The sequence below is a fragment of the Pseudomonas sp. LARHCG127 genome (assembly GCF_052871455.1).
Window position 1 is genome coordinate 67644 of record NZ_JBIXJT010000018.1, and the last position, 22887, is coordinate 90530.

The 22887-nt window shown below is 60.0% G+C and carries 26 protein-coding genes; 7 read left to right on the forward strand and 19 right to left on the reverse strand.

All coding sequences use genetic code 11. The features are described 5' to 3' along the window. The first annotated feature begins 241 nt into the window (after positions 1–241). The 4 genes from ACIPQ1_RS24985 to ACIPQ1_RS25000 are packed head-to-tail and all read left to right on the forward strand — an operon-like array spanning position 242 to position 4266. The gene (locus ACIPQ1_RS24985; protein WP_411385772.1) at positions 242–1168 is read left to right on the forward strand and encodes a DUF72 domain-containing protein; all 927 of its coding nucleotides are present in this window, start codon (positions 242–244) and stop codon (positions 1166–1168) included. Continuing rightward, positions 1165–1977 (forward strand): endonuclease/exonuclease/phosphatase family protein, encoded by an 813-nt coding sequence (locus ACIPQ1_RS24990; RefSeq protein ID WP_250962627.1) that lies wholly within the window; start codon positions 1165–1167, stop codon positions 1975–1977. Before ACIPQ1_RS24985 ends, ACIPQ1_RS24990 begins: the two co-directional genes overlap by 4 nt. Next, positions 1974–3272 (forward strand): cardiolipin synthase ClsB, encoded by a 1299-nt coding sequence (clsB, locus tag ACIPQ1_RS24995; RefSeq protein ID WP_186707707.1) that lies wholly within the window; start codon positions 1974–1976, stop codon positions 3270–3272. The genes ACIPQ1_RS24990 and clsB overlap by 4 nt, the downstream gene beginning before the upstream one ends. Beyond that, positions 3259–4266 (forward strand): lysylphosphatidylglycerol synthase domain-containing protein, encoded by a 1008-nt coding sequence (locus ACIPQ1_RS25000; RefSeq protein ID WP_207966116.1) that lies wholly within the window; start codon positions 3259–3261, stop codon positions 4264–4266. The genes clsB and ACIPQ1_RS25000 overlap by 14 nt, the downstream gene beginning before the upstream one ends. Before the next feature lie 136 nt (positions 4267–4402). On the opposite strand, the gene ACIPQ1_RS25005 is transcribed toward ACIPQ1_RS25000, so the two are convergent. The 3 genes from ACIPQ1_RS25005 to ACIPQ1_RS25015 form a co-directional block, all read right to left on the reverse strand. Further along, positions 4403–5161 (reverse strand): alpha/beta hydrolase family protein, encoded by a 759-nt coding sequence (locus ACIPQ1_RS25005; RefSeq protein ID WP_250962630.1) that lies wholly within the window; start codon positions 5159–5161, stop codon positions 4403–4405. Next, positions 5151–6254: a DUF3182 family protein gene (locus ACIPQ1_RS25010; protein WP_250962631.1), complete on the reverse strand. Its 1104-nt coding sequence runs from the start codon at positions 6252–6254 to the stop codon at positions 5151–5153. Before ACIPQ1_RS25010 ends, ACIPQ1_RS25005 begins: the two co-directional genes overlap by 11 nt. Before the next feature lie 335 nt (positions 6255–6589). Beyond that, positions 6590–7585 (reverse strand): GlxA family transcriptional regulator, encoded by a 996-nt coding sequence (locus ACIPQ1_RS25015; protein ID WP_446534975.1) that lies wholly within the window; start codon positions 7583–7585, stop codon positions 6590–6592. 98 nt (positions 7586–7683) lie between these two features. On the opposite strand from ACIPQ1_RS25015, the gene ACIPQ1_RS25020 reads away from it, so the two are divergent. Next, entirely contained in the window at positions 7684–8241 is a 558-nt protein-coding gene (locus ACIPQ1_RS25020) for a cysteine hydrolase family protein (RefSeq protein WP_446534976.1), read from the forward strand. Between the two features lie 90 nt (positions 8242–8331). Then, the gene (locus tag ACIPQ1_RS25025; RefSeq protein WP_446534977.1) at positions 8332–8949 is read left to right on the forward strand and encodes a hypothetical protein; all 618 of its coding nucleotides are present in this window, start codon (positions 8332–8334) and stop codon (positions 8947–8949) included. A gap of 109 nt (positions 8950–9058) precedes the next feature. Here ACIPQ1_RS25025 and ACIPQ1_RS25030 read toward each other — a convergent pair whose 3' ends face one another. Together ACIPQ1_RS25030 and ACIPQ1_RS25035 are read right to left on the reverse strand one after the other, a co-directional pair. Continuing rightward, entirely contained in the window at positions 9059–9580 is a 522-nt protein-coding gene (locus ACIPQ1_RS25030) for a single-stranded DNA-binding protein (protein ID WP_003206078.1), read from the reverse strand. A gap of 9 nt (positions 9581–9589) precedes the next feature. Continuing rightward, positions 9590–10987 carry an MFS transporter gene (locus tag ACIPQ1_RS25035; protein ID WP_186707728.1) on the reverse strand — a complete coding sequence of 466 codons (1398 nt, stop codon included), beginning with the start codon at positions 10985–10987 and terminating at the stop codon, positions 9590–9592. 179 nt (positions 10988–11166) lie between these two features. Here ACIPQ1_RS25035 and uvrA point away from each other — a divergent pair, with 179 nt between their 5' ends. Then, positions 11167–14001 (forward strand): excinuclease ABC subunit UvrA, encoded by a 2835-nt coding sequence (gene uvrA, locus ACIPQ1_RS25040; RefSeq protein ID WP_186729629.1) that lies wholly within the window; start codon positions 11167–11169, stop codon positions 13999–14001. Between the two features lie 96 nt (positions 14002–14097). On the opposite strand, the gene bfr is transcribed toward uvrA, so the two are convergent. The 14 genes from bfr to rplF form a co-directional block, all read right to left on the reverse strand. Continuing rightward, positions 14098–14562 (reverse strand): bacterioferritin, encoded by a 465-nt coding sequence (gene bfr, locus ACIPQ1_RS25045; RefSeq protein ID WP_250962636.1) that lies wholly within the window; start codon positions 14560–14562, stop codon positions 14098–14100. 158 nt (positions 14563–14720) lie between these two features. Continuing rightward, positions 14721–16169 (reverse strand): catalase, encoded by a 1449-nt coding sequence (locus ACIPQ1_RS25050; protein ID WP_446534978.1) that lies wholly within the window; start codon positions 16167–16169, stop codon positions 14721–14723. Between the two features lie 223 nt (positions 16170–16392). Continuing rightward, positions 16393–16779: a 50S ribosomal protein L17 gene (rplQ, locus tag ACIPQ1_RS25055; protein WP_003186009.1), complete on the reverse strand. Its 387-nt coding sequence runs from the start codon at positions 16777–16779 to the stop codon at positions 16393–16395. Between the two features lie 42 nt (positions 16780–16821). After that, positions 16822–17823, reverse strand: a complete 1002-nt coding sequence (locus ACIPQ1_RS25060) for a DNA-directed RNA polymerase subunit alpha (protein ID WP_003186012.1) — start codon at positions 17821–17823, stop codon at positions 16822–16824. 22 nt (positions 17824–17845) lie between these two features. Continuing rightward, positions 17846–18466 (reverse strand): 30S ribosomal protein S4, encoded by a 621-nt coding sequence (rpsD, locus tag ACIPQ1_RS25065; protein ID WP_003176404.1) that lies wholly within the window; start codon positions 18464–18466, stop codon positions 17846–17848. A gap of 18 nt (positions 18467–18484) precedes the next feature. Further along, on the reverse strand, positions 18485–18874 hold the full coding sequence (gene rpsK, locus ACIPQ1_RS25070) for a 30S ribosomal protein S11 (protein ID WP_002555466.1): 390 nt from the start codon (positions 18872–18874) through the stop codon (positions 18485–18487). A 30-nt stretch (positions 18875–18904) separates the two neighbouring features. Next, a complete protein-coding gene (rpsM, locus tag ACIPQ1_RS25075) occupies positions 18905–19261 on the reverse strand; it encodes a 30S ribosomal protein S13 (protein ID WP_003194635.1) in 357 nt (118 codons plus the stop codon). 130 nt (positions 19262–19391) lie between these two features. Further along, on the reverse strand, positions 19392–19508 hold the full coding sequence (rpmJ, locus tag ACIPQ1_RS25080; protein WP_002555468.1) for a 50S ribosomal protein L36: 117 nt from the start codon (positions 19506–19508) through the stop codon (positions 19392–19394). A 30-nt stretch (positions 19509–19538) separates the two neighbouring features. Next, positions 19539–20867, reverse strand: a complete 1329-nt coding sequence (gene secY, locus ACIPQ1_RS25085) for a preprotein translocase subunit SecY (RefSeq protein ID WP_018612224.1) — start codon at positions 20865–20867, stop codon at positions 19539–19541. After that, on the reverse strand, positions 20868–21305 hold the full coding sequence (gene rplO / locus ACIPQ1_RS25090; RefSeq protein ID WP_003186032.1) for a 50S ribosomal protein L15: 438 nt from the start codon (positions 21303–21305) through the stop codon (positions 20868–20870). A gap of 3 nt (positions 21306–21308) precedes the next feature. Then, entirely contained in the window at positions 21309–21485 is a 177-nt protein-coding gene (rpmD, locus tag ACIPQ1_RS25095) for a 50S ribosomal protein L30 (RefSeq protein WP_003186033.1), read from the reverse strand. A gap of 2 nt (positions 21486–21487) precedes the next feature. Beyond that, the gene (gene rpsE / locus ACIPQ1_RS25100; RefSeq protein WP_003186035.1) at positions 21488–21988 is read right to left on the reverse strand and encodes a 30S ribosomal protein S5; all 501 of its coding nucleotides are present in this window, start codon (positions 21986–21988) and stop codon (positions 21488–21490) included. Between the two features lie 3 nt (positions 21989–21991). Further along, the gene (gene rplR / locus ACIPQ1_RS25105) at positions 21992–22342 is read right to left on the reverse strand and encodes a 50S ribosomal protein L18 (protein WP_003186037.1); all 351 of its coding nucleotides are present in this window, start codon (positions 22340–22342) and stop codon (positions 21992–21994) included. Between the two features lie 10 nt (positions 22343–22352). After that, positions 22353–22886: a 50S ribosomal protein L6 gene (gene rplF / locus ACIPQ1_RS25110; RefSeq protein WP_003186039.1), complete on the reverse strand. Its 534-nt coding sequence runs from the start codon at positions 22884–22886 to the stop codon at positions 22353–22355. Between the last annotated feature and the right edge of the window lies 1 nt (position 22887).

Here is a 22887-nt window from a genome sequence, read left to right on the forward strand (position 1 = left end):
GGCCGGCAAGTTCTCCCGGAAGATCAATACAACCCCTGTGGCGAGGGCGCTTGCTCCCGCTGGGGCGCGTAGCGGCCCTGTTTTTTTGGGGGCTGCTGCGCAGCCCAACGGGAGCAAGCTCCCTCGCCACAGAATCCGCGTCTCCCCTCTTCCGTCGGTAAGACCATCGAAACTTTCCAGCTCGCGCGGCGGTCATCAAAAGACACAGGCGGTACGAGGTCATTGGCACGGGGAGGGATACATGACGGCGATCCACATTGGTATTTCCGGCTGGCGCTACACGCCTTGGCGGGGGGATTTCTACCCCAAGGGGCTGACCCAGAAACGGGAATTGCAATTCGCCTCGCGAGCGGTCAACAGTATCGAAATCAATGGATCGTTCTACGCCCTGCAACGCCCCGAACGGTATGCCCAATGGTATGCCGAGACCCCACCCGGCTTCGTGTTCAGCGTCAAGGCCCCGCGTTTCATCACCCATATCAAACGCCTTCGAGACATCCACAAGCCTTTGGCCAACTTTTTCGCCTCCGGGGTGCTGGAGCTCAAGGAGAAACTGGGGGCGATCCTCTGGCAGTTCCCGCCCAGCTTCAAATTCGACCCGCAGCTGTTCGAGGACTTTCTCAAGCAACTGCCCCACGACACCGAAGGCGCCGCCGCCCTGGCCCGAGAGCACGAGCCGCGCCTGGACGGCCACGCCAGCACCGAGACGGATAAGAAACGCCCACTGCGCCACGCCGTGGAGATCCGCCACGAAAGCTTCATCGACCCGCACTTCGTCACGTTGCTCAAGCGCTACGACGTGGCCCTGGTGGTCGCCGACACCGCCGGTAAATGGCCCTATCGCGAAGACGTCACCAGCGATTTCGTCTACCTGCGCCTGCACGGCGCCGAGGAGCTGTACGCCAGCGGCTACACCGACGAGGCGTTGAAGCGCTGGGGTGACCGGATCGAGGCCTGGAGCCACGGCAAGCAGCCGAGCGATGCGCACCTGATCGACCCGGACAAGAAACCCCGGGCGCGCAAGAGCCGGGAAGTGTTCTGCTATTTCGACAACGACATCAAAGTCCGCGCGCCCTACGACGCACGTCATTTGCTGGAACGCTTCCATCTGGACAAGGACCTCGCCACCGCGCCCGGCGAGCGCCCGGCCGAAGGGGTGCTGCCATGAACCGTCCAGAACACAGCGAAGCGACCCACGAGCCGACTCAACAACGGCCCCACGATCTCGACCGGGTCAGCCGTTTCACCGTGCTGACGGTCAATACCCACAAGGGTTTCACCGCCCTGAACCGACGCTTCATCCTGCCGGAGCTGCGCGAAGCGGTGCGCAGTGTCTCCGCCGACGTGGTGTTCCTGCAGGAAGTCCACGGCACCCACGAGCACCATCCCCAGCGCTACAGCAACTGGCCGAGCATGCCGCAATACGAATTCCTCGCCGACACCCTCTGGCCGCAGTTCGCTTACGGACGCAATGCGGTATACCCGGCGGGCGATCACGGCAATGCGCTGCTGTCGAAATTCCAGATCATTCGCCACGAGAATCTCGACGTGTCCATCAGCGGCCACGAAAGCCGCGGCATGCTCCACAGCGTGCTGCGCCTGCCGGGCGGCGAAGGGCAGGAGGTGCATGCCATTTGCGTGCACCTGGGGTTGCGCGAAGGCCATCGCGTCGAGCAATTGAAACTGCTTTGCCAGCGCCTGAGCGAATTGCCGTCCGACGCCCCGGTGATTGTCGCCGGGGACTTCAACGACTGGCGCGGCAAGGCCAACGACCTGCTCGAACCCTGTGGCCTGCGGGAGGTGTTCGCCGAACAGTGGGGCAAACCGGCCCGCAGTTTCCCGGCACGCCTGCCGATCCTGCGCCTGGACCGCATCTACGTGCGCAACCTCAAGGCCCATCACGCCAAGGTATTGAATGTACGCCCCTGGTCGCACCTTTCCGACCACGCACCGCTGTCGGTGGAGATCGAATTATGAGCGCGACGATGAACAAGGCGACGGTGGAAAAGATCGAGGTGCCGCCGACCGAACGCAACCCGGCGCTGGCCGACATCGAATACGGCTGGCACGGCAACAACCGCGTCATCCTGCTGGAAAATGGCGAGGAGTATTTTCCACGGGTGTTCGAGGCGATTCGCCGTGCCCAGGAAGAAATCCTCCTTGAGACCTTCATTCTCTTCGAGGACAAGGTCGGCTGTGAACTGCGGGACCTGCTGGTGGATGCGGCCCGACGCGGCGTGCGGATCACCGTCAACCTCGACGGCTTCGGCTGCGGTGAGCTGACCACCGAGTTCCTGGCATCGTTGAGCGACGCCGGGGTGCGCTTGCAGATGTTCGACCCGGCGCCCCGGCACTTGGGGATCCGCACCAACTGGTTCCGCCGCCTGCACCGCAAGATCGTGGTGGTGGACGGAGTGATTGCGTTCATCGGCGGGATCAATTTTTCCGCCGACCACCTGGGGGATTTCGGCCCCGAGGCCAAGCAGGATTATTCCGTGGAGGTCAAAGGCCCGGCGGTGGTGGATATCCATCACTTCGCGCTGCTGCAGAGCGGCCGGCCCGCCCGGGCCAAGTATTGGTGGCAACGCCGCCGCAGCCGGCGCAACGAGCTGGCGTTCAGCGACCATGACGGCCAGGTGCGCCTGGTCTACCGGGACAACCACGAGCACCAGACCGACATCGAAGAGGTCTACCAACAAGTGCTGCGCAGCGCCAAACGGCGGGTGGTGATCGCCAATGCCTATTTTTTCCCCGGCTACCGGTTGCTGCGCGAGATCCGCAATGCCGCCCGGCGCGGGGTGGAGGTGCGGCTGATCCTGCAAGGGCAGCCGGACATGATGATCGCCAAGCTCGCGGCGCGGATGCTTTACGACTATCTGCTCAAGGCCGGCGTGACGATCTATGAATATTGCGAGCGGCCGCTGCACGGCAAGGTCGCCCTGGTGGATGAGGATTGGAGCACCGTCGGCTCGAGCAACCTCGACCCGTTGAGCCTGTCGCTGAACCTGGAAGCCAACGTGCTGATCCGCGACCGGGCGTTCAACCGCGAGCTGTTCGAGCGCCTCGATCACCTGAGCCGCGAACACTGCACCGCCATGCCCGAAAACCATGCGCCCCGGGGCCTGCTGTGGCGCATGACCATCGGTTTCATGGTGTTCCACTTTCTGCGTCATTTCCCGGCCTGGGCCGGCTGGTTGCCGGCTCACAAACCGCGTCTGAAACCTTTTTCGCCGCCAACGGCGGTCCGGAGCGAACCCCATGAACCACTCTGAAGCGCACACCGCGCCGAGGGATGCCCATGCGCCGGAACAGGCCAAGCCCAAATCCCGCTGGAGTCGCTGGAAACGCCCGCTGACCCTGGCGTTCTTCCTGCTGCTGATCGTGCTGTTCACGGCCTTGGCCCGGCGCATCGACTGGTCCGAAGTGTTTGCCACCCTGGCCGATTTCAAGGTACGCACCTTGATCATCGCCGCCGCGCTGACCATCACCAGTTTCATCACCTATGCCTGCTTCGACCTGATCGGCCGCACCTACATCCGCCAGAAACTCGGTTGGCGGCAGATCCTGCCGGTGGGAGTGATCAGCTACGCCTTCAACCTCAACCTCAGCGCCTGGGTCGGCGGCATCGCCATGCGTTACCGGCTGTATTCGCGACTGGGGGTCAGTAGCGGGAACATCGCCAAGATCCTCGGCCTGAGCCTGGCCACCAACTGGTTCGGCTACATGACCCTGGCCGGGGTGGTGTTCAGCAGCGGCCTGGTGACAATGCCGCCGGGCTGGAAACTCAGCAGCACTGCACTGCAAGGCGTGGGCGTGCTGTTATTGCTGGCAAGTGCCGGGTATCTGGCGGCCTGTCGGTTTTCCAAGCGTCGGGCCTGGACCGTGCGCGGCATGGAAATCAATCTGCCGTCGCCACGCATGGCGGTGCTGCAATTGGCCTTGGGCGCGCTGAACTGGTCGCTGATGGCAGCGGTGATCTTCACGTTGCTGCCCAGCAAACTGGATTACCCGGTGGTACTCGGGGTGTTACTGATCAGCAGCATTGCCGGGGTCATCACTCATATTCCGGCGGGGCTCGGGGTGTTGGAGGCGGTGTTCGTCGCCCTGCTGCAACACGAGGTGTCGCGGGGCAGCCTGCTGGCGGGGTTGATTGCCTACCGGGCGATCTACTTCATCCTGCCGTTGCTGATTACCGTGGTGATGTATTTGGTGATCGAAGCGAAGGCCAAGGCGTTGCGGGTAAAGCCGGGGCTCAAGCCCAAGTGATGGGTTGCCTGGCCTGGCCCCATCGCGAGCAAGCTCGCTCCCACAGGGGATTTGTAGCGTTCGAAAAATTGGGTTCGCACAGATCCATTGTGGGAGCGAGCTTGCTCGCGATGAGGCCCGCCCAGACACCAGATGTCTACCGCGCCTGAATAATGCTCAACCGCTCTCCCACCACCATTTCCGTGATCCAGTCCACCAGGATCGAGGTGTAAGCCTGTTGTGACACGGGGTCGCTCAAGGCATGGTCGGCGCCGTCGATGATCCGGTGCGTCAATGAATGGGTCTGCTGGCACGCCGCCCGATAACTCATGATCGTGGCATGGGGCACGTAGGTATCGGTCTCGGATTCCACCAGCAACACATCACCGGTGAACTGCGAACACGCCTGCAAGGCGCGATTGGTGCTGGCGTGCACCAAGGTGCTGCGGTAATCCAGCAGGTCGGTCTTGTCCAGGTCGCGCTTGGGGGTGTGCCACTGCTCGTCGCGGTACAGCGCTGGCACCCGCAGGGCCAGCCAGCGCACCGGACGCAGCGACGTCAGGATCGAGGCCAGGTAACCGCCATAACTGGTGCCCACCACGGCAATCGCCGAAGTGTCCAAGGCCGGATGGGCGAGCAAGCGGTCGTATGCCGCCAACAGATCCCGCAGGTTGTCCTCGCGAGTGACCCGGGACAAGGGAATCCCCGCCCCGCCGGTGTGCCCGCGCAAGTCGAAGGTCAGGCACACGCAACCGAGGCCGGCGATGCCTTTGGCCCGTTCCAGGTCCCGTTCCTGGCTGCCGCCCCAACCGTGTACAAACAACACGCCAGGGACCTTCGACTTGGGGCTGAGGAAGGTCCCGTTCATATGCTCGTCATCAATTGCAATCTGGATCGTTTCGCTTCTAGCCGTCATAGGATTGAACCGTTACGTATTTGAGTAGGAAATCACCATTTTCCGCCGCGCCGCGATAGACCTCCCTGGCACCGGTCGGCAGCGGTTGGTCGCGGTAGGTTTCCACCGAGGACACCCGCACCGCACTGGTTTCAGGCGCTTCGACGAACACCTGCAACGCCGCCAGCTCGGCACTGCTGGCCCCGCCCATACGCCAGGATTGTTCCAGCACGCCACCACGGGGCTGGCCGCCGGCATCCAGGCCTTGGGCGATGTCGTAGTTGCGTCGCGACGCAAAAAAGCTCGGGTAGGCCTGGTTGGCGGCGTCATCGAACACTTGTGCCAGGCGCACCGCCTCGCGCACATCGTCGGGCAGTTCGAGCCTGAGCAACTCTATATAGCCGCCTTGCACCACCAGCAGGTCCGACCCGCCATAAACCTCCAGCCCTTGGCTGTCGTGGGTCAGGTGCTGCACGCCGCAATAGCTCATGACCTTGCCGTTGATGAAGCTCTGGCCGACGCTCTGGGTCTTGACCTCGTTGAGGTGCTGTTCCAGCACCACCCCTTCGCGAAACAGCGCCTGGGCGTCAGGATCGGCAACGATTTCATCGAACTGCGCCAGGCTCTTGATCAGCCGTTGGCCACGCCCGGCACAGGCGTGGATCGGCTTGAGGCGGATCGGCCCGGTGTAGAGCAGATGTTCGGCGGCCGGACGCGCATCCTTGAGGGAAAAGACGGTCACACCGTCAAGCACCGCGCCACGGGTGAGCTTGGCAAACAGCGGCGACCAGCCTTTGGGCGCCACGGCGTCCTTATTCAACAGACCGTGGGTAATCGCCTTGGTGCAGATAAAATCGTGCTCGACGTACCCTCCCCACACATCATCCGGCCCCTTGATCCCCAGGCGCATCAAGGCTTCAGTACCGATCAGGGTTTGTGTGGGCAACAGATAAAGATCATGACCGGCCTGGGAATCCTGACGGTCGCCGCATTCCCATCCCAATATCTGTGCCAGCCACTGGGCCAGTGCACGGTTGGTCTCGACTTCATGACGCGGCGCTTGTGGATTGACCGAATAGGCCACGACCCGTTTGTTGCGATTGACTGATGTCATGCGGTGCCCTTTTTCCTGCGCTCGATGGCTTGAGGAAAGGGAAGGTGCAGAGATCAGGCCAACGGTGACATGAGCGGTGAGTGTCAGCCAAGCGGGCATATTGTGCGCGGTTGATAGCACCTGGCCTGTTTCATTCTGCACGACCCATGGCAGGCATCCCGCAAATTGCACGATGCCAGCCTGCAGTCACAGCCTCCAACCTGTGGCGAGGGAGCTTGCTCCCGCTGGGCTGCGCAGCAGCCCCAATATATTAACTGACACACCGCGCTGAGTTCCTTTGGGGGCGCTTCGCACCCCAGCGGGAGCAAGCTCCCTCGCCACAAAAAGGTTCAGCGTCAGGCTTTGGGAGTGCTCGATGGGCTCACTCCGAATCTCGCCCGGTAATCGCTCGGCGCCAACCCGGTGATTTTCCTGAACGTCGCACGAAAGGCGCTGGGGTCCTGGTAACCGACGGTCCAAGCGATGTGGTCGATAGTGCCATTGGTGAACTCCAGCATTTCACGGGCCTTGCCAACCCGCAGGTGCTGGCAGTATTCGGTGGGCTTGAGGCCGGTGGCGGCACGGAAGCGGCGCAGGAAGGTGCGCTCTTCCAGTCCGGCCCGTTCGGCCATCGTCCCGAGGGAAACCTCTACCGCGCCGTTGCCTTGCAACCAATGCTGGACCTTGAGAATCGCCCCGTCGCCATGGCCGAGGATGGGCGCGAAGTTACTGCCGCACTGGCTCGCGCTGTCGCTGTGTTCGATCACCAGGAACTGCGCCGTGCGCGTAGCGATGCTGGGCCCAAGCAGGCGGTCCACCAGGCGCAGCCCCAGTTCCGACCAGGCCATCAGCCCGGCGGTGGTGATCAGATCGCCGTCGTCGACGATGGGTTTGTCGGCGTTGAGCTTGATCTTCGGGTAACGGGCAGCGAAATTCTTGGCCGAGGTCCAATGAGTGGTGGCGCTGCGCCCGTCGAGCAAGCCGCTCTCGGCCAACAGGATCGAGCCGACACACACACCGCCGAGCACGGTGCCGCCCGCATGTCGTGCACGCAGCCAATCCATCAGCGGCGGCGTCGCCAGGCCTTCATCGAAACCGGCGATGGATGGCGGGATCAGCAACGCAACCAATGGGCCCACCGGACCGGTTTCGCTGTCGAAGACCCGCCGCGGCGCCTCGCCATTGTCGGTCTGCCAGTGACTGACCCGCAGCCGTGGCAATTGTGCACTGGCCTGCTCGGCCGCGATCCGCTGGGTCACGGCGAACAGATCGGTCAAGCCATGCACCGCCGCCATTTGCGCGCCGGGGTAGATGAGCACCCCAAGCTCGGCAACTGCCCTTTGCTGCGTCATTGTCAGTTTTCCCTCGCTTATTGTCGTTGCGGCCAATCCTCGACCCGGTGGTAAACGCCAATACTGGCGCCCTACCCAACCTGATCGAGGAAGCCCTCATGTCCAAGCAAGCGCTCATCGTAGTCGATATCCAGAACGACTACTTCCCCCAGGGAAAATGGCCACTGGTCGGTGCCGACGCCGCCGCCGATAACGCCGCGCGGCTGATCGAAGCCTTTCGCCAGGCCGGAAACAGCGTGGTGCACATCCGCCACGAATTCACCTCCGACGACGCGCCTTTCTTCACCCCAGGCTCCGAAGGCGCCCAGTTGCACCCCAAGGTGCTCAACCGCGCCGACGAACCGGTGGTCCTCAAGCACTTCGTCAATTCGTTTCGCGAAACCGAACTGCAAGCCCTCCTCGAACAGCATGGCGTCGAGCAACTGGTGGTGGTCGGCAGCATGAGCCACATGTGCGTCGATGGCATCGTGCGGGCGGCGGCGGACCTGGGTTACGGCGTCACGGTGATCCATGATGCCTGCGCGACCCTTGATCTGGAATTCAACGGCGTTGTGGTCCCGGCCGCCCACGTGCACGCGGCGTTCATGGCGGCGCTGGGGTTTGCTTATGCGAGTGTGGTGAGTACCGAGCAATTTTTGAGCGACAGCCAGGCGTAGGCGCAGCCATAAACAGCAAGCGAAAATGACTAGGCGTGTGCGAGTTGTTACGACGAGAATGGCCGGGTATTTCTCCCAAGAGCCAGCCGCATGAAACGCAAACGCCCGCCGCGCCTGGTCGAATCGCCCTTCCCGATCGCTACCTCAGCGCCACGGCACCCGCCCACGTGGGATTGCTCAAGCGACGTGTCCAGGCCGGGATTCCTGGGGACCATGATTTACGCTGCGGGGATGTTGCTGGCCCTGCCTGCCTACTGGCTGGCAGTGTTCACCCTGATGCTGTTCAAGGTCGAAGGCCTGTCGCCGATTCACAAGCAGATCATTATGGAACCGCTGGTTATCGCACTCATGTTCATCAGTGCGTTCGCGGCCGTCTGCGTGATCAAATGGCTGGCATCCGGACCCGAAGTCCTTGGCTTCTGCTTCGACGAACGCCAGCAACGCCTCACCTTCACCCAGCGTCGCCCTGCCCGGCAAACCACCGAAGAAAGCGTCCCCTACAGCGATATCCATTACATCAAGCCCTACACCTTGACCACTTTTGCCAACGTGAATCACTTTGATGTGGGCTACGTCGGGGCCGAAGGCAAGCCGATTGCGCTGCGGTTTCGGGTGGACATCACGGTGGAGGAAATGGCATTCCATGCCACGTGGTTGACGCAGTCGATAGGCGAAAGGATGCAGGAGCTCTTGGATCTGGATCTGTGAGCAAGACTGGGCCAGAACCCGCCTGCGCCGAATGAATAAAAAAGCCCCAAGCGCAGAGTGCGCTTGGGGCTTTTTTTCAAACTATTGGCTGAGCAATCTCAACCCGCAATCAGAACGGAATATCGTCATCAAAGCTGTCGAAATCCGGAGCCGGCTGCGGCGCGGCCTGTTGTGGGGCCGGGCGTTCGCGTTGTGGCTGTGGGGCCGACTGCGGACGAGGCGCCTGCTGGCGCGGGGCCGGGGCCGACTGCTGGTAGTTGTTGCCACCTTGCTGCTGGTCGCCCTGCGGACGGCCACCGAGCAATTGCATGGTGCCTTGCATGTCGACCACGATTTCGGTGGTGTAGCGCTTGATGCCGTCTTTTTCCCACTCGCGGGTCTGCAGCTTGCCTTCGATGTACACCTGCGAACCCTTGCGCAGGTATTCGCCGGCAATCTCGGCCACCTTGCCGAACATCGACACGCGGTGCCATTCGGTCTTCTCGACCTTCTGGCCGGTCTGCTTGTCGGTCCACTGTTCGCTGGTCGCCAGACTCAGGTTGGTCACGGCGTTGCCGTTCGGCAGGTAGCGAACTTCGGGATCCTGGCCGCAAGTACCGACCAATATGACTTTGTTAACCCCACGGGCCATAACGTTCTCCTAGGCTTCGCACGTAGTCGGGGCCGGGTTGTTCACCAGGCGCTCGAGCGTCGCGCGATCCAATAATTCGGTGTCCAGTTTGATGTATACGGCCGCCTCGTCGGCGACCACCACTGCATCGGTTACTCCAACGACGGCCTTCAGACGCTCGGTCAGGCCAGCCTCACGAATCGCCTCGGGCGATAAGGGCAAGCGCAGGCTCGTCACATAGGGAGGTTCGCGCATGGTAACAGCAAAGGCTAGCCAAAGTGCAGCCAGCGCGGCGCATCCTAGGAACACAACCGACAAACCGCCATGCTGGAACAACCAGCCGCCGAGGATCCCGCCCAACGCCGAGCCCAGGAACTGGCTGGTGGAGTAGACCCCCATCGCCGTGCCCTTGCCGCCCGCCGGTGAAACCTTGCTGATCAGCGACGGCAGCGATGCTTCCAGCAGATTGAACGCGGTGAAGAACACCACCGTGCCGATCACCAAGGCTCGCAAGCTATCGCCGAACTGCCAGAAGAATAGCTCAGTGAGCATCAGCGTCACGACGGCGCCGAGCAAAACTCGTTTCATTTTGCGTCGTTTCTCGCCATAGATGATGAAGGGAATCATGGCGAAGAACGAAATCACCAGCGCCGTCAGGTAGACCCACCAGTGCTGCTCCTTGGGCAGGCCGGCCTTCTCGACCAGTGCCAGCGGCAAGGCGACGAAGCTGGACATCAGCATGGCGTGGAGCACGAAGATGCCCAGGTCCAGGCGCAACAGGTCCGGGTGCTTGAGCGTCGGGATCAGTGCCTGGCGCGCCACCCCCGACTCGCGGTGCTGCAACGGCCCGGTGGCGCGCGGCACCATGAACGCCACGATCAGGATTCCCACCAGGGCCATGGCACCGGTCGCCAGGAACAGGCCCGACAAGCCAAAGGCACGGGTCAGCAAGGGGCCGACCACCATGGCCACGGCGAACGACAGACCGATGGTCATGCCGATCATGGCCATGGCCTTGGTGCGATGTTGTTCGCGGGTCAAATCTGACAGCAGCGCCATGACCGCCGCGGAAATAGCCCCGGCGCCCTGTAGGATGCGTCCAGCGATCACGCCCCAGATCGAGTCGGCATTGGCCGCCAGCACGCTGCCGAGGGCGAAGACGATCAGCCCCAGGTAGATGACCGGGCGCCGGCCGATGCGGTCGGAAATGATCCCGAACGGGATCTGGAAGATCGCCTGGGTCAGGCCATAGGCGCCGATCGCCAAGCCGATGAGGGCCGGCGTCGCGCCCGCCAGGTCCATGCCATAGGTCGCCAGCACCGGCAACACCATGAACATGCCCAGCATACGAAAGGCGAACACCAGGGCCAGGCCGCTCGCTGCGCGGGTCTCGCCGCGACTCATGCGTTCGCTGTGGGGATCTTGCATGGAAAAACCTCATGTGAACCGGCGGCGATTCTACCAGTCCCATCGATTGAGAGGGTATATGGCGACCGTTTGCCGCGCAGTCTTCATGTATGGCCGCAATCGCGCCCTCAATAGTGTGCATCCATCCAGTATTTGCCCGTATACTCCTACGTTTTCGACGCCCGCCGAGCGAGGCCACTTTGGACAAGATCCTGATTCGTGGGGCCCGTACCCACAACCTGAAGAACATCGACCTGACCCTGCCACGGGACAAGCTGATCGTCATCACCGGCCTGTCCGGATCCGGCAAGTCATCCCTGGCCTTCGACACGCTGTACGCTGAAGGCCAGCGCCGCTATGTCGAATCGCTGTCGGCCTACGCCCGGCAGTTCCTGTCGATGATGGAAAAACCCGACGTCGACACCATCGAAGGCCTGTCGCCGGCCATTTCCATCGAACAGAAGTCGACCTCCCATAACCCACGGTCGACGGTCGGCACCATCACCGAGATCTACGATTACCTGCGCTTGCTGTATGCGCGGGTCGGTATTCCTCGTTGCCCCGATCACGACATTCCCCTGGAAGCCCAGACCGTCAGCCAGATGGTCGACCTGGTGCTGGCCCAGCCGGAAGGCAGCAAGCTGATGTTGCTGGCGCCGGTGATTCGCGAGCGCAAGGGCGAACACCTGATGGTTTTCGAAGAGCTGCGCGCCCAGGGCTTCGTGCGGGCCCGGGTCAACGGCAAGCTGTGCGAACTGGACGAATTGCCGAAGCTGGATAAACAGAAGAAGCACTCGATCGATGTGGTGGTTGACCGCTTCAAGGTCCGCGCCGACTTGCAACAGCGCCTGGCCGAGTCCTTCGAGACCGCGCTGAAACTGGCCGACGGCATCGCCCTGGTCGCACCGATGGACGACGAACCCGGCGAAGAGATCATTTTCTCCGCACGCTTCGCCTGCCCGATCTGCGGCCATGCCATCAGCGAGCTGGAACCCAAGCTGTTCTCCTTCAACAACCCGGCCGGCGCCTGCCCGACCTGCGACGGCCTGGGGGTCAAGCAGTTCTTCGACACCAAGCGACTGGTCAATGGCGAACTGACCCTGGCCGAAGGGGCGATTCGCGGCTGGGACAGGCGCAACGTCTATTACTTCCAGATGCTCGGTTCGCTGGCGGCCCATTACAAGTTCAGCCTGGACAAGCCGTTCAACGAATTGCCCGCCGACCAGCAGAAATTCATCCTGCACGGCAGCGGCTCGCAGAACGTCGACTTCAAATACCTCAATGACCGCGGCGATATCGTCAAGCGCTCCCACCCCTTCGAAGGCATCGTGCCAAACCTGGAGCGCCGCTACCGCGAGACCGAATCGGCCAGCGTGCGCGAAGAACTGGCCAAGTTCCTCAGCACCCAGCCCTGCCCCGATTGCCGCGGTACCCGTTTGCGACGCGAAGCGCGGCATGTGTGGGTCGGCGAGAAAACCCTGCCGGCGGTGACCAACCTGCCCATTGGCGACGCCACCGATTACTTCGGCGGCTTGAAGCTCACCGGTCGTCGCGGCGAAATCGCCGACAAGATCCTCAAGGAAATCCGCGAGCGCCTGCAGTTCCTGGTGAACGTCGGCCTGGACTACCTGACCCTGGACCGCAGTGCCGACACCCTGTCCGGTGGCGAAGCCCAGCGTATCCGCCTCGCCAGCCAGATCGGCGCCGGCCTGGTGGGGGTGATGTACATCCTCGACGAGCCGTCCATCGGCTTGCACCAACGAGATAACGACCGGTTGCTCGGAACCCTGAAGCACCTGCGGGACATCGGTAACACGGTGATCGTGGTCGAGCACGACGAGGACGCCATCCGTTTGGCCGACTACGTGGTGGACATCGGCCCGGGTGCAGGCGTGCATGGCGGGCACATCGTCGCCCAGGGCACCGCCGCCGAAGTCATGGCGCACCCTGACTCGTTGACGGGCAAATACCTGTCGGGCCGGGTCAAGATCAAGGTCCCGGCCAAGCGCACGCCGCGCAACAAGAAGCTGTCGCTGACCCTCAAGGGGGCTCGCGGCAACAACCTGCGCAACGTCGACCTGGAAATCCCCATCGGCCTGCTGACCTGTGTCACTGGCGTGTCTGGCTCCGGCAAGTCGACGCTGATCAACAACACCTTGTTCCCCCTCAGCGCCACGGCCCTGAACGGCGCCACCACCCTGGAAGCGGCCGCCCACGACAGCATCAAGGGCCTGGAACACCTGGACAAGGTGGTCGACATCGACCAAAGCCCGATTGGCCGCACACCGCGCTCCAACCCGGCGACCTATACCGGGCTGTTCACCCCGATCCGCGAACTGTTCGCCGGCGTGCCGGAGTCCCGTTCACGGGGCTACGGCCCGGGGCGTTTCTCGTTCAACGTCAAGGGCGGGCGCTGCGAGGCCTGCCAGGGCGATGGCCTGATCAAGGTGGAAATGCACTTCCTCCCCGACATCTACGTGCCGTGCGACGTGTGCAAGAGCAAGCGCTACAACCGCGAAACCCTGGAGATCAAATACAAGGGCAAGAACATCCACGAAACCTTGGAGATGACTATCGAAGAGGCTCGGGCGTTCTTCGACGCGGTACCGGCCCTGGCGCGCAAGCTCCAGACCCTGATGGATGTAGGGCTTTCGTACATCAAGCTCGGGCAGTCGGCGACGACCTTGTCCGGCGGTGAAGCCCAGCGGGTCAAGTTGTCCCGCGAGCTGTCCAAGCGCGATACCGGCAAGACCTTGTACATCCTCGACGAGCCGACCACCGGCCTGCACTTCGCCGATATCCAGCAATTGCTCGACGTGCTGCACCGCCTTCGCGACCACGGCAACACCGTGGTGGTGATCGAACACAACCTGGACGTGATCAAGACCGCCGACTGGCTGGTGGACCTGGGGCCGGAAGGCGGTTCCAAAGGTGGCCAGATCATCGCCGTGGGGACGCCGGAACAAGTGGCCGAGATGAAGCAGTCCCACACGGGTTACTACCTCAAGCCGCTACTGGAGCGTGATCGGGACTGATTTCACCCCGGGCACGAAAAAGCCCCTGCCATCTCATCGATGGCAGGGGCTTTTTGTTTCCCCTGTGGGAGCGAGCTTGCTCCCACAAGGAATCCGTCAGAACTGCGATTGCAGGTAGTTCTCCAACCCGATCAGCTTGATCAACCCCAACTGCTTTTCCAGCCAGTAGGTGTGGTCTTCTTCGGTGTCGTTGAGCTGGACACGCAGGATTTCGCGAGTCACATAGTCGTTGTGCGTCTCGCAGAGTTCGATGCCTTTGCACAGCGCAGCGCGGACTTTGTATTCCAGGCGCAGGTCGGCGGCGAGCATGTCCGGTACGGTGGTCCCGACATCCAGGTCATCGGCACGCATGCGCGGTGTACCTTCGAGCATCAGGATCCGGCGCATCAGTGCATCGGCGTGCTGGGTCTCTTCTTCCATCTCGTGGTTGATACGTTCGTAGAGCTCGGTAAAACCCCAATCCTCGTACATCCGCGAATGGATGAAATATTGATCACGGGCTGCCAGCTCGCCGGTCAGCAACGTGTTGAGGTAATCGATTACGTCTGGGTGACCTTGCATCGCCCTACATCTCCACAAGCTTTTAAAGGTTGTAGTTTGAACCAAGCTGACCGCAAGGTCACTGCCTCAACGCAATAAAAGCGAAGAAAATCTGAGAAAACCAAGCTAAATAACGCAAAAACCGCCCTAATGAGGGCGGTTCTGCTTCTCGTTTAGACTTAGTTAAGCGCTACGCCCAACGCCTTCGCGATACCTTCTCCATAAGCAGTATCTGCTTTGTAGAAATGCTGCAGTTGACGGTCCACTACGTCCGCCGAGACACCGCCCATCGCGCCAGCGATATTATTGATCAGCAGGGCTTTCTGCTCATCGTTCATCAAGCGGAACAGCGCACCGGCATGGCTGTAGTAGTCGGTGTCTTCGCGATGGTCATAACGATCCGCCGCGCCACTGAGGGCCAGCGCCGGCTCCGCGTAACGCGGGGCCTGCTTCGGCGTCTCTACATAGCTGTTGGGCTCGTAGTTCGGTGCCGCCCCGCCATTGCTGCCAAACGCCATGGCGCCGTCGCGCTGGTAGGTGTTGACCGGACTACGTGGCGCATTCACCGGCAATTGCTGGTGATTGGTGCCCACACGGTAGCGGTGGGCATCGGCGTAGGCGAAGACACGGCCCTGCAGCATTCGATCCGGCGAGAGGCCAACCCCTGGCACCATGTTGCTCGGACCAAATGCCGCCTGCTCGACTTCAGCGAAGTAGTTCAGCGGGTTACGGTTGAGTTCGAGTTCGCCCACTTCGATCAACGGGAATTCTTTCTGCGACCAGGTCTTGGTCACGTCGAACGGGTTCTCGTAATGCGCCGCGGCCTGGTCCTCGCTCATGATCTGGATGCAGACGCGCCATTTCGGGAAGTCACCGCGCTCGATGGCCTCGAACAGGTCACGCTGGGCGTAATCCGGGTCGGTGCCCGCCAGGCGTGCCGCCTCTGCTGGCGCGAGGTTCCTGATGCCTTGCAAGGTCTTGTAGTGCCACTTCACCCAGTGCCGCTCACCCTGTGCATTGATCAGGCTGTAGGTATGGCTGCCGAAGCCGTGCATGTGGCGGTAGCCATCTGGAATACCGCGGTCAGAAAACAGGATGGTGACCTGGTGCAGCGCTTCAGGCGAATGCGACCAGAAATCCCACATCGCCTGGGCACTTTTCAGGTTGCTTTGCGGCAGACGCTTCTGGGTGTGGATGAAATCTGGAAACTTCAATGGATCACGGATGAAGAATACCGGCGTGTTGTTGCCGACGATGTCCCAGTTGCCTTCCTCGGTATAGAACTTCAAGGCGAAACCGCGCGGATCGCGTTCAGTGTCGGCCGAACCACGCTCGCCACCCACGGTGGAAAACCGCAGGAAGGTGGGCGTCTGCTTGCCGATCGACTCGAACAATTTGGCGCTGGTGTACTGGGTGATGTCCTGGGTGACGGTAAAGGTGCCGTAGGCGCCCGACCCTTTGGCATGCACACGACGCTCGGGGATGTTCTCGCGGTTGAAGTGAGCAAGCTTCTCGATCAAGTGAAAGTCGTCGAGCAGCAGCGGGCCGCGCGGACCGGCGGACCGAGAGTTCTGGTTATCGGCGACTGGAGCGCCGCTGGCGGTCGTAAGCGTTTTGATCTGGCTCATGCTCAATCTTCCTAGGTCGGTCTTCGAACTGCCGGCTAATCGGCTGGAAAGGAGTATCGATCATGTTAGTGACAGTATCCAAATTCATTAAATCATGGACATCGATAGTCATTATCTAAGACTGACCACTTGCCGATAGCCAAGCGAGACGAAACGGCCTACCGGCTTTTCTCCAGGCAACAAAAAACCGGGCACAAGGCCCGGTTTTTTGTATGTTGCCGACTTACTCAGCGGATACAGCTTCACCGCTGGTAGCACGATCAACCAACTCGACGTACGCCATAGGCGCGTTGTCGCCAGCGCGGAAACCGCACTTGAGGATGCGCAGGTAGCCACCCTCACGGGTAGCGTAACGCTTGCCCAGGTCGTTGAAGAGCTTACCAACGATAGCTTTCGAACGAGTACGGTCGAAAGCCAGACGGCGGTTAGCCAGGCTATCTGTCTTGGCCAGAGTGATCAGCGGCTCAGCAACGCGACGCAGTTCTTTGGCTTTCGGCAGTGTAGTTTTGATCAGCTCGTGCTCGAACAGCGACACCGCCATGTTTTGGAACATGGCCTTGCGGTGCGAGCTGGTGCGGCTCAGGTGACGACCACTTTTACGATGACGCATGGTTCATTCCTTACCAAACACAACGTTCGGTGATTACGACGATCAGGCAGTCGCCTTGTCGTCCTTCTTAAGACTTGCAGGCGGCCAGTTGTCGAGGCGCATGCCGAGGGACAGACCGCGGGAGGCCAGAACGTCCTTGATTTCAGTCAAGGATTTCTTGCCAAGGTTCGGAGTCTTCAACAGCTCTACTTCGGTACGCTGAATCAGGTCGCCGATGTAGTAGATGTTTTCCGCCTTAAGGCAGTTAGCCGAACGTACAGTCAGTTCCAGATCGTCAACCGGGCGAAGCAGGATCGGATCGATCTCGTCTTCCTGCTCGACAACCACTGGCTCACTGTCACCCTTGAGGTCGACGAACGCAGCCAACTGCTGTTGCAGGATGGTTGCAGCGCGGCGGATAGCCTCTTCAGGATCCAGGGTACCGTTGGTTTCCAGATCAATAACCAGCTTGTCCAGGTTGGTACGCTGTTCGACACGGGCGTTTTCCACCACGTATGCGATACGGCGAACCGGGCTGAACGAAGAGTCAAGCTGCAAGCGACCGATGCTGCGGCTTTCGTCTTCATCGCTCTGACGCGAGTCTGCCGGTTCATAACCACGACCACGAGCTACGGTGAGCTTCATGTTCAGGGCGCCGTTAGACGCCAGGTTAGCGATTACGTGATCGGGGTTAACGATCTCGACATCATGATCCAGCTGAATATCGGCAGCGGTAACCACCCCCGAACCCTTCTTCGACAAGGTCAGCGTAACTTCGTCACGACCGTGCAGCTTGATAGCCAGACCTTTAAGGTTCAACAGGATTTCAATTACGTCTTCCTGTACACCTTCGATGGCGCTGTACTCGTGGAGCACACCGTCAATCTCGGCCTCGACTACTGCACAGCCGGGCATTGAGGACAACAGGATGCGGCGCAGCGCGTTGCCCAGGGTGTGGCCGAAACCACGCTCGAGAGGCTCGAGCGTGATCTTGGCGCGGGTTGGACTGACAACCTGCACATCAATATGGCGGGGTGTCAGGAACTCATTTACCGAAATCTGCATGGATGCACCTATTTTCTAGCCCTTACTTGGAGTAGAGCTCGACAATCAGGCTTTCGTTGATGTCGGCGGACAGATCACTGCGAGCAGGAACGTTCTTGAAAACGCCCGACTTCTTCTCAGTGTCTACTTCTACCCATTCTACGCGGCCACGTTGGGCACACAGATCGAGAGCTTGGACAATGCGAAGTTGGTTCTTTGCTTTCTCGCGAACAGCAACCACGTCACCAGCACGAACCTGGTAGGACGGAACGTTTACGGTCTGACCGTTAACGCTGATCGACTTGTGCGATACCAGCTGACGGGATTCGGCACGAGTAGAACCGAAACCCATACGGTATACAACGTTGTCCAGACGGCATTCGAGCAGTTGCAACAGGTTTTCGCCGGTTGCGCCTTTCTTGCCAGCTGCTTCTTTGTAGTAGCCGCTGAATTGACGCTCGAGAACGCCGTAGATACGACGGACCTTCTGCTTTTCACGCAGTTGGGTGCCGTAGTCGGACTGGCGACCGCGGCGTTGGCCGTGGATACCAGGTGCTGCTTCAATGTTGCACTTCGATTCGATCGCGCGCACGCCGCTCTTCAGAAAAAGATCGGTGCCTTCGCGACGAGCGAGTTTGCATTTTGGACCAATGTAACGAGCCATTCTTTACAATCTCCTGGATTACACGCGGCGCTTCTTCGGCGGACGGCACCCGTTGTGCGGGATTGGCGTCACGTCGGTGATGCTGGCGATCTTGTAGCCACAGCCGTTCAAAGCGCGGACTGCGGATTCACGACCTGGACCTGGACCCTTGACGTTGACGTCGAGGTTTTTCAGGCCGTATTCCAGCGCAGCTTGACCAGCACGCTCAGCAGCTACTTGAGCAGCGAACGGGGTGGACTTGCGGGAACCGCGGAAACCCGAACCACCGGAGGTAGCCCAGGAAAGAGCGTTACCTTGACGGTCGGTAATGGTCACGATGGTGTTGTTAAAAGAAGCATGGATGTGGGCGATGCCATCAACCACTGTCTTTTTAACTTTTTTACGAGGACGAGCAGCAGGTTTTGCCATGATTAAATTCCTGTCGATTCGCTGGGGCGATTACTTGCGGATCGGCTTACGCGGACCTTTACGGGTACGCGCGTTGGTCTTGGTACGCTGACCGCGTACTGGCAGACCACGACGATGACGCAGACCGCGATAGCAACCGAGGTCCATCAAGCGCTTGATTTTCATGTTGATTTCGCGACGCAGGTCACCTTCAGTGGTGAACTTCGCCACTTCGCCACGCAGCTGTTCGATCTGCTCGTCGCTCAGATCTTTGATCTTTGCCGCTGGGTTGACCCCAGCCACTGCACAAATTTTCTGCGCAGTAGTGCGACCAACACCATAGATGTAGGTCAGCGAGATAACAGTATGCTTGTTATCTGGAATGTTGACGCCTGCAATACGGGCCATTCAGTGGGACTCCAATTGACAGCTACCTACGCCCCGGAAGCCAAGAAATAGGGCGCGAGATAATATCGCTGTAATAACAAATAATCAACCCGGCAGCGCACTAGCTGCCGGGCTTAAAGCACAATCACACTCAGCCTTGGCGCTGTTTGTGACGCGGTTCCGCGCTGCAAATTACCCGAACAACACCTTCGCGGCGAATAATCTTGCAGTTACGGCACAGCTTTTTCACCGATGCACGAACTTTCATCACCAACTCCTCGAACCTTATGGACGCTACTCAGCGCAACATGCCGCTGCCGTAGCCCTTCAGGTTGGCTTTCTTCATCAGGGATTCGTACTGGTGCGAAACGAGGTGCGATTGTACTTGGGACATGAAGTCCATCACAACCACGACCACGATCAGCAACGAGGTCCCGCCAAGGTAGAACGGTACGTTTGCCGCAACCACCAGGAACTGGGGAAGCAAGCAGACGGCCGTCATGTAAAGAGCACCGAACAAGGTCAAACGAGTCAGAACGCCATCAATGTAGCGCGCCGACTGCTCACCTGGACGGATGCCCGGAATAAAGGCACCGGACTTCTTCAGGTTTTCCGCTACGTCTTTCGGATTGAACATCAACGCCGTATAGAAGAAGCAGAAGAAAATAATCCCTGCACTAAACAGCAGAATATTCAACGGCTGACCAGGAGCGATCGACTGCGAGATGTCCTGCAACCAGCCCATACCTTCAGACTGGCCGAACCAGGCACCCAACGAAGCCGGGAACAGCAAGATGCTGCTCGCGAAAATAGCCGGGATAACGCCGGCCATGTTCACCTTCAACGGCAAGTGGCTGGTCTGCGCAGCAAACACCTTGCGGCCCTGCTGACGCTTGGCGTAGTGAACAGCAATACGACGCTGGCCACGCTCAATGAACACCACGAAACCGATAATCGCTACTGCCAGCAAACCGATGGCAACCAGGGCGAAGATGTTGATATCACCCTGACGCGCAGACTCGAAAGACTGCCCGATCGCTCTCGGAAGACCGGCGACGATACCTGCGAAGATCAACATCGAGATACCGTTGCCAACACCACGCTCAGTAATCTGCTCACCCAGCCACATCATGAACATCGCGCCCGCCACAAAAGTGGTTACCGCAACGAAATGGAAGCCAAAGTCACCAGTGAACGCTACGCCCTGCCCCGCCAAGCCGATGGACATGCCAACGGCCTGGACGAGAGCGAGGACGACAGTGAGGTAGCGGGTGTACTGGCTGATCTTGCGACGGCCAGCTTCACCTTCCTTCTTCAACTGCTCCAGCTGCGGGCTGACGGCGGACATCAGTTGCATGATGATCGATGCCGAAATGTACGGCATGATCCCCAGTGCAAAGATGCTCATCCGCTCCAGCGCGCCGCCGGAAAACATGTTGAACAAGCTAAGAATGGTCCCCTCATTCTGTCGAAACAGGTCCGCGAGTCGGTCCGGGTTGATACCTGGAACCGGGATGTGTGCGCCTATTCGGTAGACGATAATCGCCAGGAACAGAAAACGCAGACGAGCCCAGAGTTCAGACATACCGCCTTTGCCGAGCGCAGAGAGAGCACCTTGCTTAGCCATTTATTCCTCGAACTTGCCGCCAGCTGCTTCGATAGCCGCACGCGCACCTTTGGTGGCGCCGATTCCCTTTCCGATGGTGACAGCACGAGCAACTTCGCCCGACAGCATGATTTTCACACGCTGAACGTTCTGGTTGATCACGTTGGCATCCTTCAGGGACTGCACGGTGACGATGTCGCCGTCCACTTTGGCCAGCTCGGACAGACGCACTTCTGCGCGGTCCATGGCTTTCAGGGAAACGAAACCGAACTTCGGCAGGCGACGATGCAGCGGCTGTTGACCGCCTTCAAAGCCTGGAGCAATGGTGCCACCGGAGCGGGAGGTCTGACCTTTGTGGCCACGGCCACCGGTCTTGCCCAAACCACTACCGATACCACGGCCCGGACGATGCTTTTCGCGACGGGAACCCGGCGCTGGACTCAGATCATTGAGTTTCATCGATTAACCCTCGACACGCAGCATGTAGTAAGCCTTGTTGATCATCCCGCGATTCTCGGGAGTATCCAGGACTTCTACAGTGTGACCGATGCGACGCAGACCCAGACCCTTAACGCACAGTTTGTGGTTAGGGATGCGGCCGGTCATGCTTTTGATCAGCGTAACTTTTACGGTAGCCATGATCAGAAGATCTCCTTGACGCTTTTGCCACGCTTGGCGGCAATGGATTCAGGAGACTGCATTGCTTTCAAACCCTTGAAAGTGGCGTGAACCACGTTTACCGGGTTAGTCGAGCCGTAGCACTTGGCCAGAACGTTCTGAACGCCAGCAACTTCGAGGACAGCACGCATAGCGCCGCCAGCGATGATACCGGTACCTTCAGAAGCAGGCTGCATGTACACCTTCGAAGCGCCATGGGCGGACTTCATTGCGTACTGCAGAGTGGTGCCGTTCAGATCAACCTGGATCATGTTGCGGCGAGCAGCTTCCATTGCCTTCTGGATCGCAGCAGGCACTTCACGCGACTTGCCACGGCCGAAGCCAACACGGCCTTTACCATCACCCACTACGGTCAACGCAGTGAAAGTGAAGATACGGCCGCCTTTAACGGTTTTGGCTACGCGGTTAACTTGAACCAGCTTCTCGATGTAGCCTTCGTCGCGCTTTTGGTCGTTATTTGACATAACTTAGAACTCCAGCCCAGCTTCACGAGCAGCATCAGCCAGCGCCTTGACGCGGCCGTGGTACTTGAAGCCAGAGCGGTCGAAAGCCACCTGCGAGACGCCAGCGGCTTTAGCACGCGTAGCGACCAGCTGGCCAACCTTAGTGGCCGCGTCGATGTTGCCAGTGGCGCCATCACGCAGTTCTTTATCCAAAGTCGAGGCACTTGCCAGGACTTTGTTGCCGTCGGCCGAAATGACCTGGGCGTAGATGTGCTGCGACGAGCGGAACACGCAGAGACGCACGACTTCGAGTTCGTGCATTTTCAGGCGTGCTTTGCGAGCGCGACGCAGTCGAGTAACTTTTTTGTCGGTCATTTGCTATGCCCTACTTCTTCTTGGCTTCTTTACGACGGACGACTTCGTCCGCGTAGCGCACACCTTTGCCTTTGTACGGCTCTGGTGGACGGAAGTCGCGGATCTCGGCGGCCACTTGACCTACCAGCTGCTTGTCGATGCCCTTGATCAGGATATCGGTCTGGCTAGGAGTCTCAGCGGTGATGCCTTCCGGCAGTTCATAATCCACTGGATGCGAGAAGCCAAGAGCCAGGTTCAGCACTGTGCCTTTTGCTTGCGCTTTGTAACCAACACCGACCAGCTGGAGCTTGCGCTCGAAGCCTTGGCTTACGCCTTGGACCATGTTGTTTACCAACGCACGAGTGGTACCAGCCATTGCGCGAGTCTGTTGATCGCCATTGCGAGCAGCGAAACGCAGCTCACCAGCTTCTTCAACGATCTCGACGGACGAATGGATGTTCAGTTGCAGAGTGCCCTTGGCACCCTTCACCGAAAGCTGTTGGCCTGCGAATTTGACTTCGACACCGGCTGGCAGCTTAACGGGGTTCTTAGCGACGCGTGACATG

Bases quoted from the DNA above. Each gene is read 5' to 3' on its own strand.
- rpsE (WP_003186035.1), bottom strand. From the start codon at position 21,988: ATGTCAAATAACGACCAAAAGCGCGACGAAGGCTACATCGAGAAGCTG.
- ACIPQ1_RS25035 (WP_186707728.1), bottom strand. From the start codon at position 10,987: ATGCAAGATCCCCACAGCGAACGCATGAGTCGCGGCGAGACCCGCGCA.
- rplF (WP_003186039.1), bottom strand. From the start codon at position 22,886: ATGTCACGCGTCGCTAAGAACCCCGTTAAGCTGCCAGCCGGTGTCGAA.
- rplR (WP_003186037.1), bottom strand. From the start codon at position 22,342: ATGACCGACAAAAAAGTTACTCGACTGCGTCGCGCTCGCAAAGCACGC.
- rpsK (WP_002555466.1), bottom strand. From the start codon at position 18,874: ATGGCAAAACCTGCTGCTCGTCCTCGTAAAAAAGTTAAAAAGACAGTG.
- rpsD (WP_003176404.1), bottom strand. From the start codon at position 18,466: ATGGCTCGTTACATTGGTCCAAAATGCAAACTCGCTCGTCGCGAAGGC.
- bfr (WP_250962636.1), bottom strand. From the start codon at position 14,562: ATGCAAGGTCACCCAGACGTAATCGATTACCTCAACACGTTGCTGACC.
- ACIPQ1_RS25050 (WP_446534978.1), bottom strand. From the start codon at position 16,169: ATGAGCCAGATCAAAACGCTTACGACCGCCAGCGGCGCTCCAGTCGCC.
- ACIPQ1_RS24990 (WP_250962627.1), top strand. From the start codon at position 1,165: ATGAACCGTCCAGAACACAGCGAAGCGACCCACGAGCCGACTCAACAA.
- secY (WP_018612224.1), bottom strand. From the start codon at position 20,867: ATGGCTAAGCAAGGTGCTCTCTCTGCGCTCGGCAAAGGCGGTATGTCT.
- ACIPQ1_RS25020 (WP_446534976.1), top strand. From the start codon at position 7,684: ATGTCCAAGCAAGCGCTCATCGTAGTCGATATCCAGAACGACTACTTC.
- ACIPQ1_RS24985 (WP_411385772.1), top strand. From the start codon at position 242: ATGACGGCGATCCACATTGGTATTTCCGGCTGGCGCTACACGCCTTGG.
- ACIPQ1_RS25005 (WP_250962630.1), bottom strand. From the start codon at position 5,161: ATGACGGCTAGAAGCGAAACGATCCAGATTGCAATTGATGACGAGCAT.
- rpmJ (WP_002555468.1), bottom strand. From the start codon at position 19,508: ATGAAAGTTCGTGCATCGGTGAAAAAGCTGTGCCGTAACTGCAAGATT.
- ACIPQ1_RS25015 (WP_446534975.1), bottom strand. From the start codon at position 7,585: ATGACGCAGCAAAGGGCAGTTGCCGAGCTTGGGGTGCTCATCTACCCC.
- ACIPQ1_RS25010 (WP_250962631.1), bottom strand. From the start codon at position 6,254: ATGACATCAGTCAATCGCAACAAACGGGTCGTGGCCTATTCGGTCAAT.
- ACIPQ1_RS25000 (WP_207966116.1), top strand. From the start codon at position 3,259: ATGAACCACTCTGAAGCGCACACCGCGCCGAGGGATGCCCATGCGCCG.
- rpsM (WP_003194635.1), bottom strand. From the start codon at position 19,261: ATGGCCCGTATTGCAGGCGTCAACATTCCAGATAACAAGCATACTGTT.
- rpmD (WP_003186033.1), bottom strand. From the start codon at position 21,485: ATGGCTACCGTAAAAGTTACGCTGATCAAAAGCATGACCGGCCGCATC.
- rplQ (WP_003186009.1), bottom strand. From the start codon at position 16,779: ATGCGTCATCGTAAAAGTGGTCGTCACCTGAGCCGCACCAGCTCGCAC.
- ACIPQ1_RS25030 (WP_003206078.1), bottom strand. From the start codon at position 9,580: ATGGCCCGTGGGGTTAACAAAGTCATATTGGTCGGTACTTGCGGCCAG.
- rplO (WP_003186032.1), bottom strand. From the start codon at position 21,305: ATGAAACTCAATGATCTGAGTCCAGCGCCGGGTTCCCGTCGCGAAAAG.
- ACIPQ1_RS25025 (WP_446534977.1), top strand. From the start codon at position 8,332: ATGAAACGCAAACGCCCGCCGCGCCTGGTCGAATCGCCCTTCCCGATC.
- clsB (WP_186707707.1), top strand. From the start codon at position 1,974: ATGAGCGCGACGATGAACAAGGCGACGGTGGAAAAGATCGAGGTGCCG.
- ACIPQ1_RS25060 (WP_003186012.1), bottom strand. From the start codon at position 17,823: ATGCAGATTTCGGTAAATGAGTTCCTGACACCCCGCCATATTGATGTG.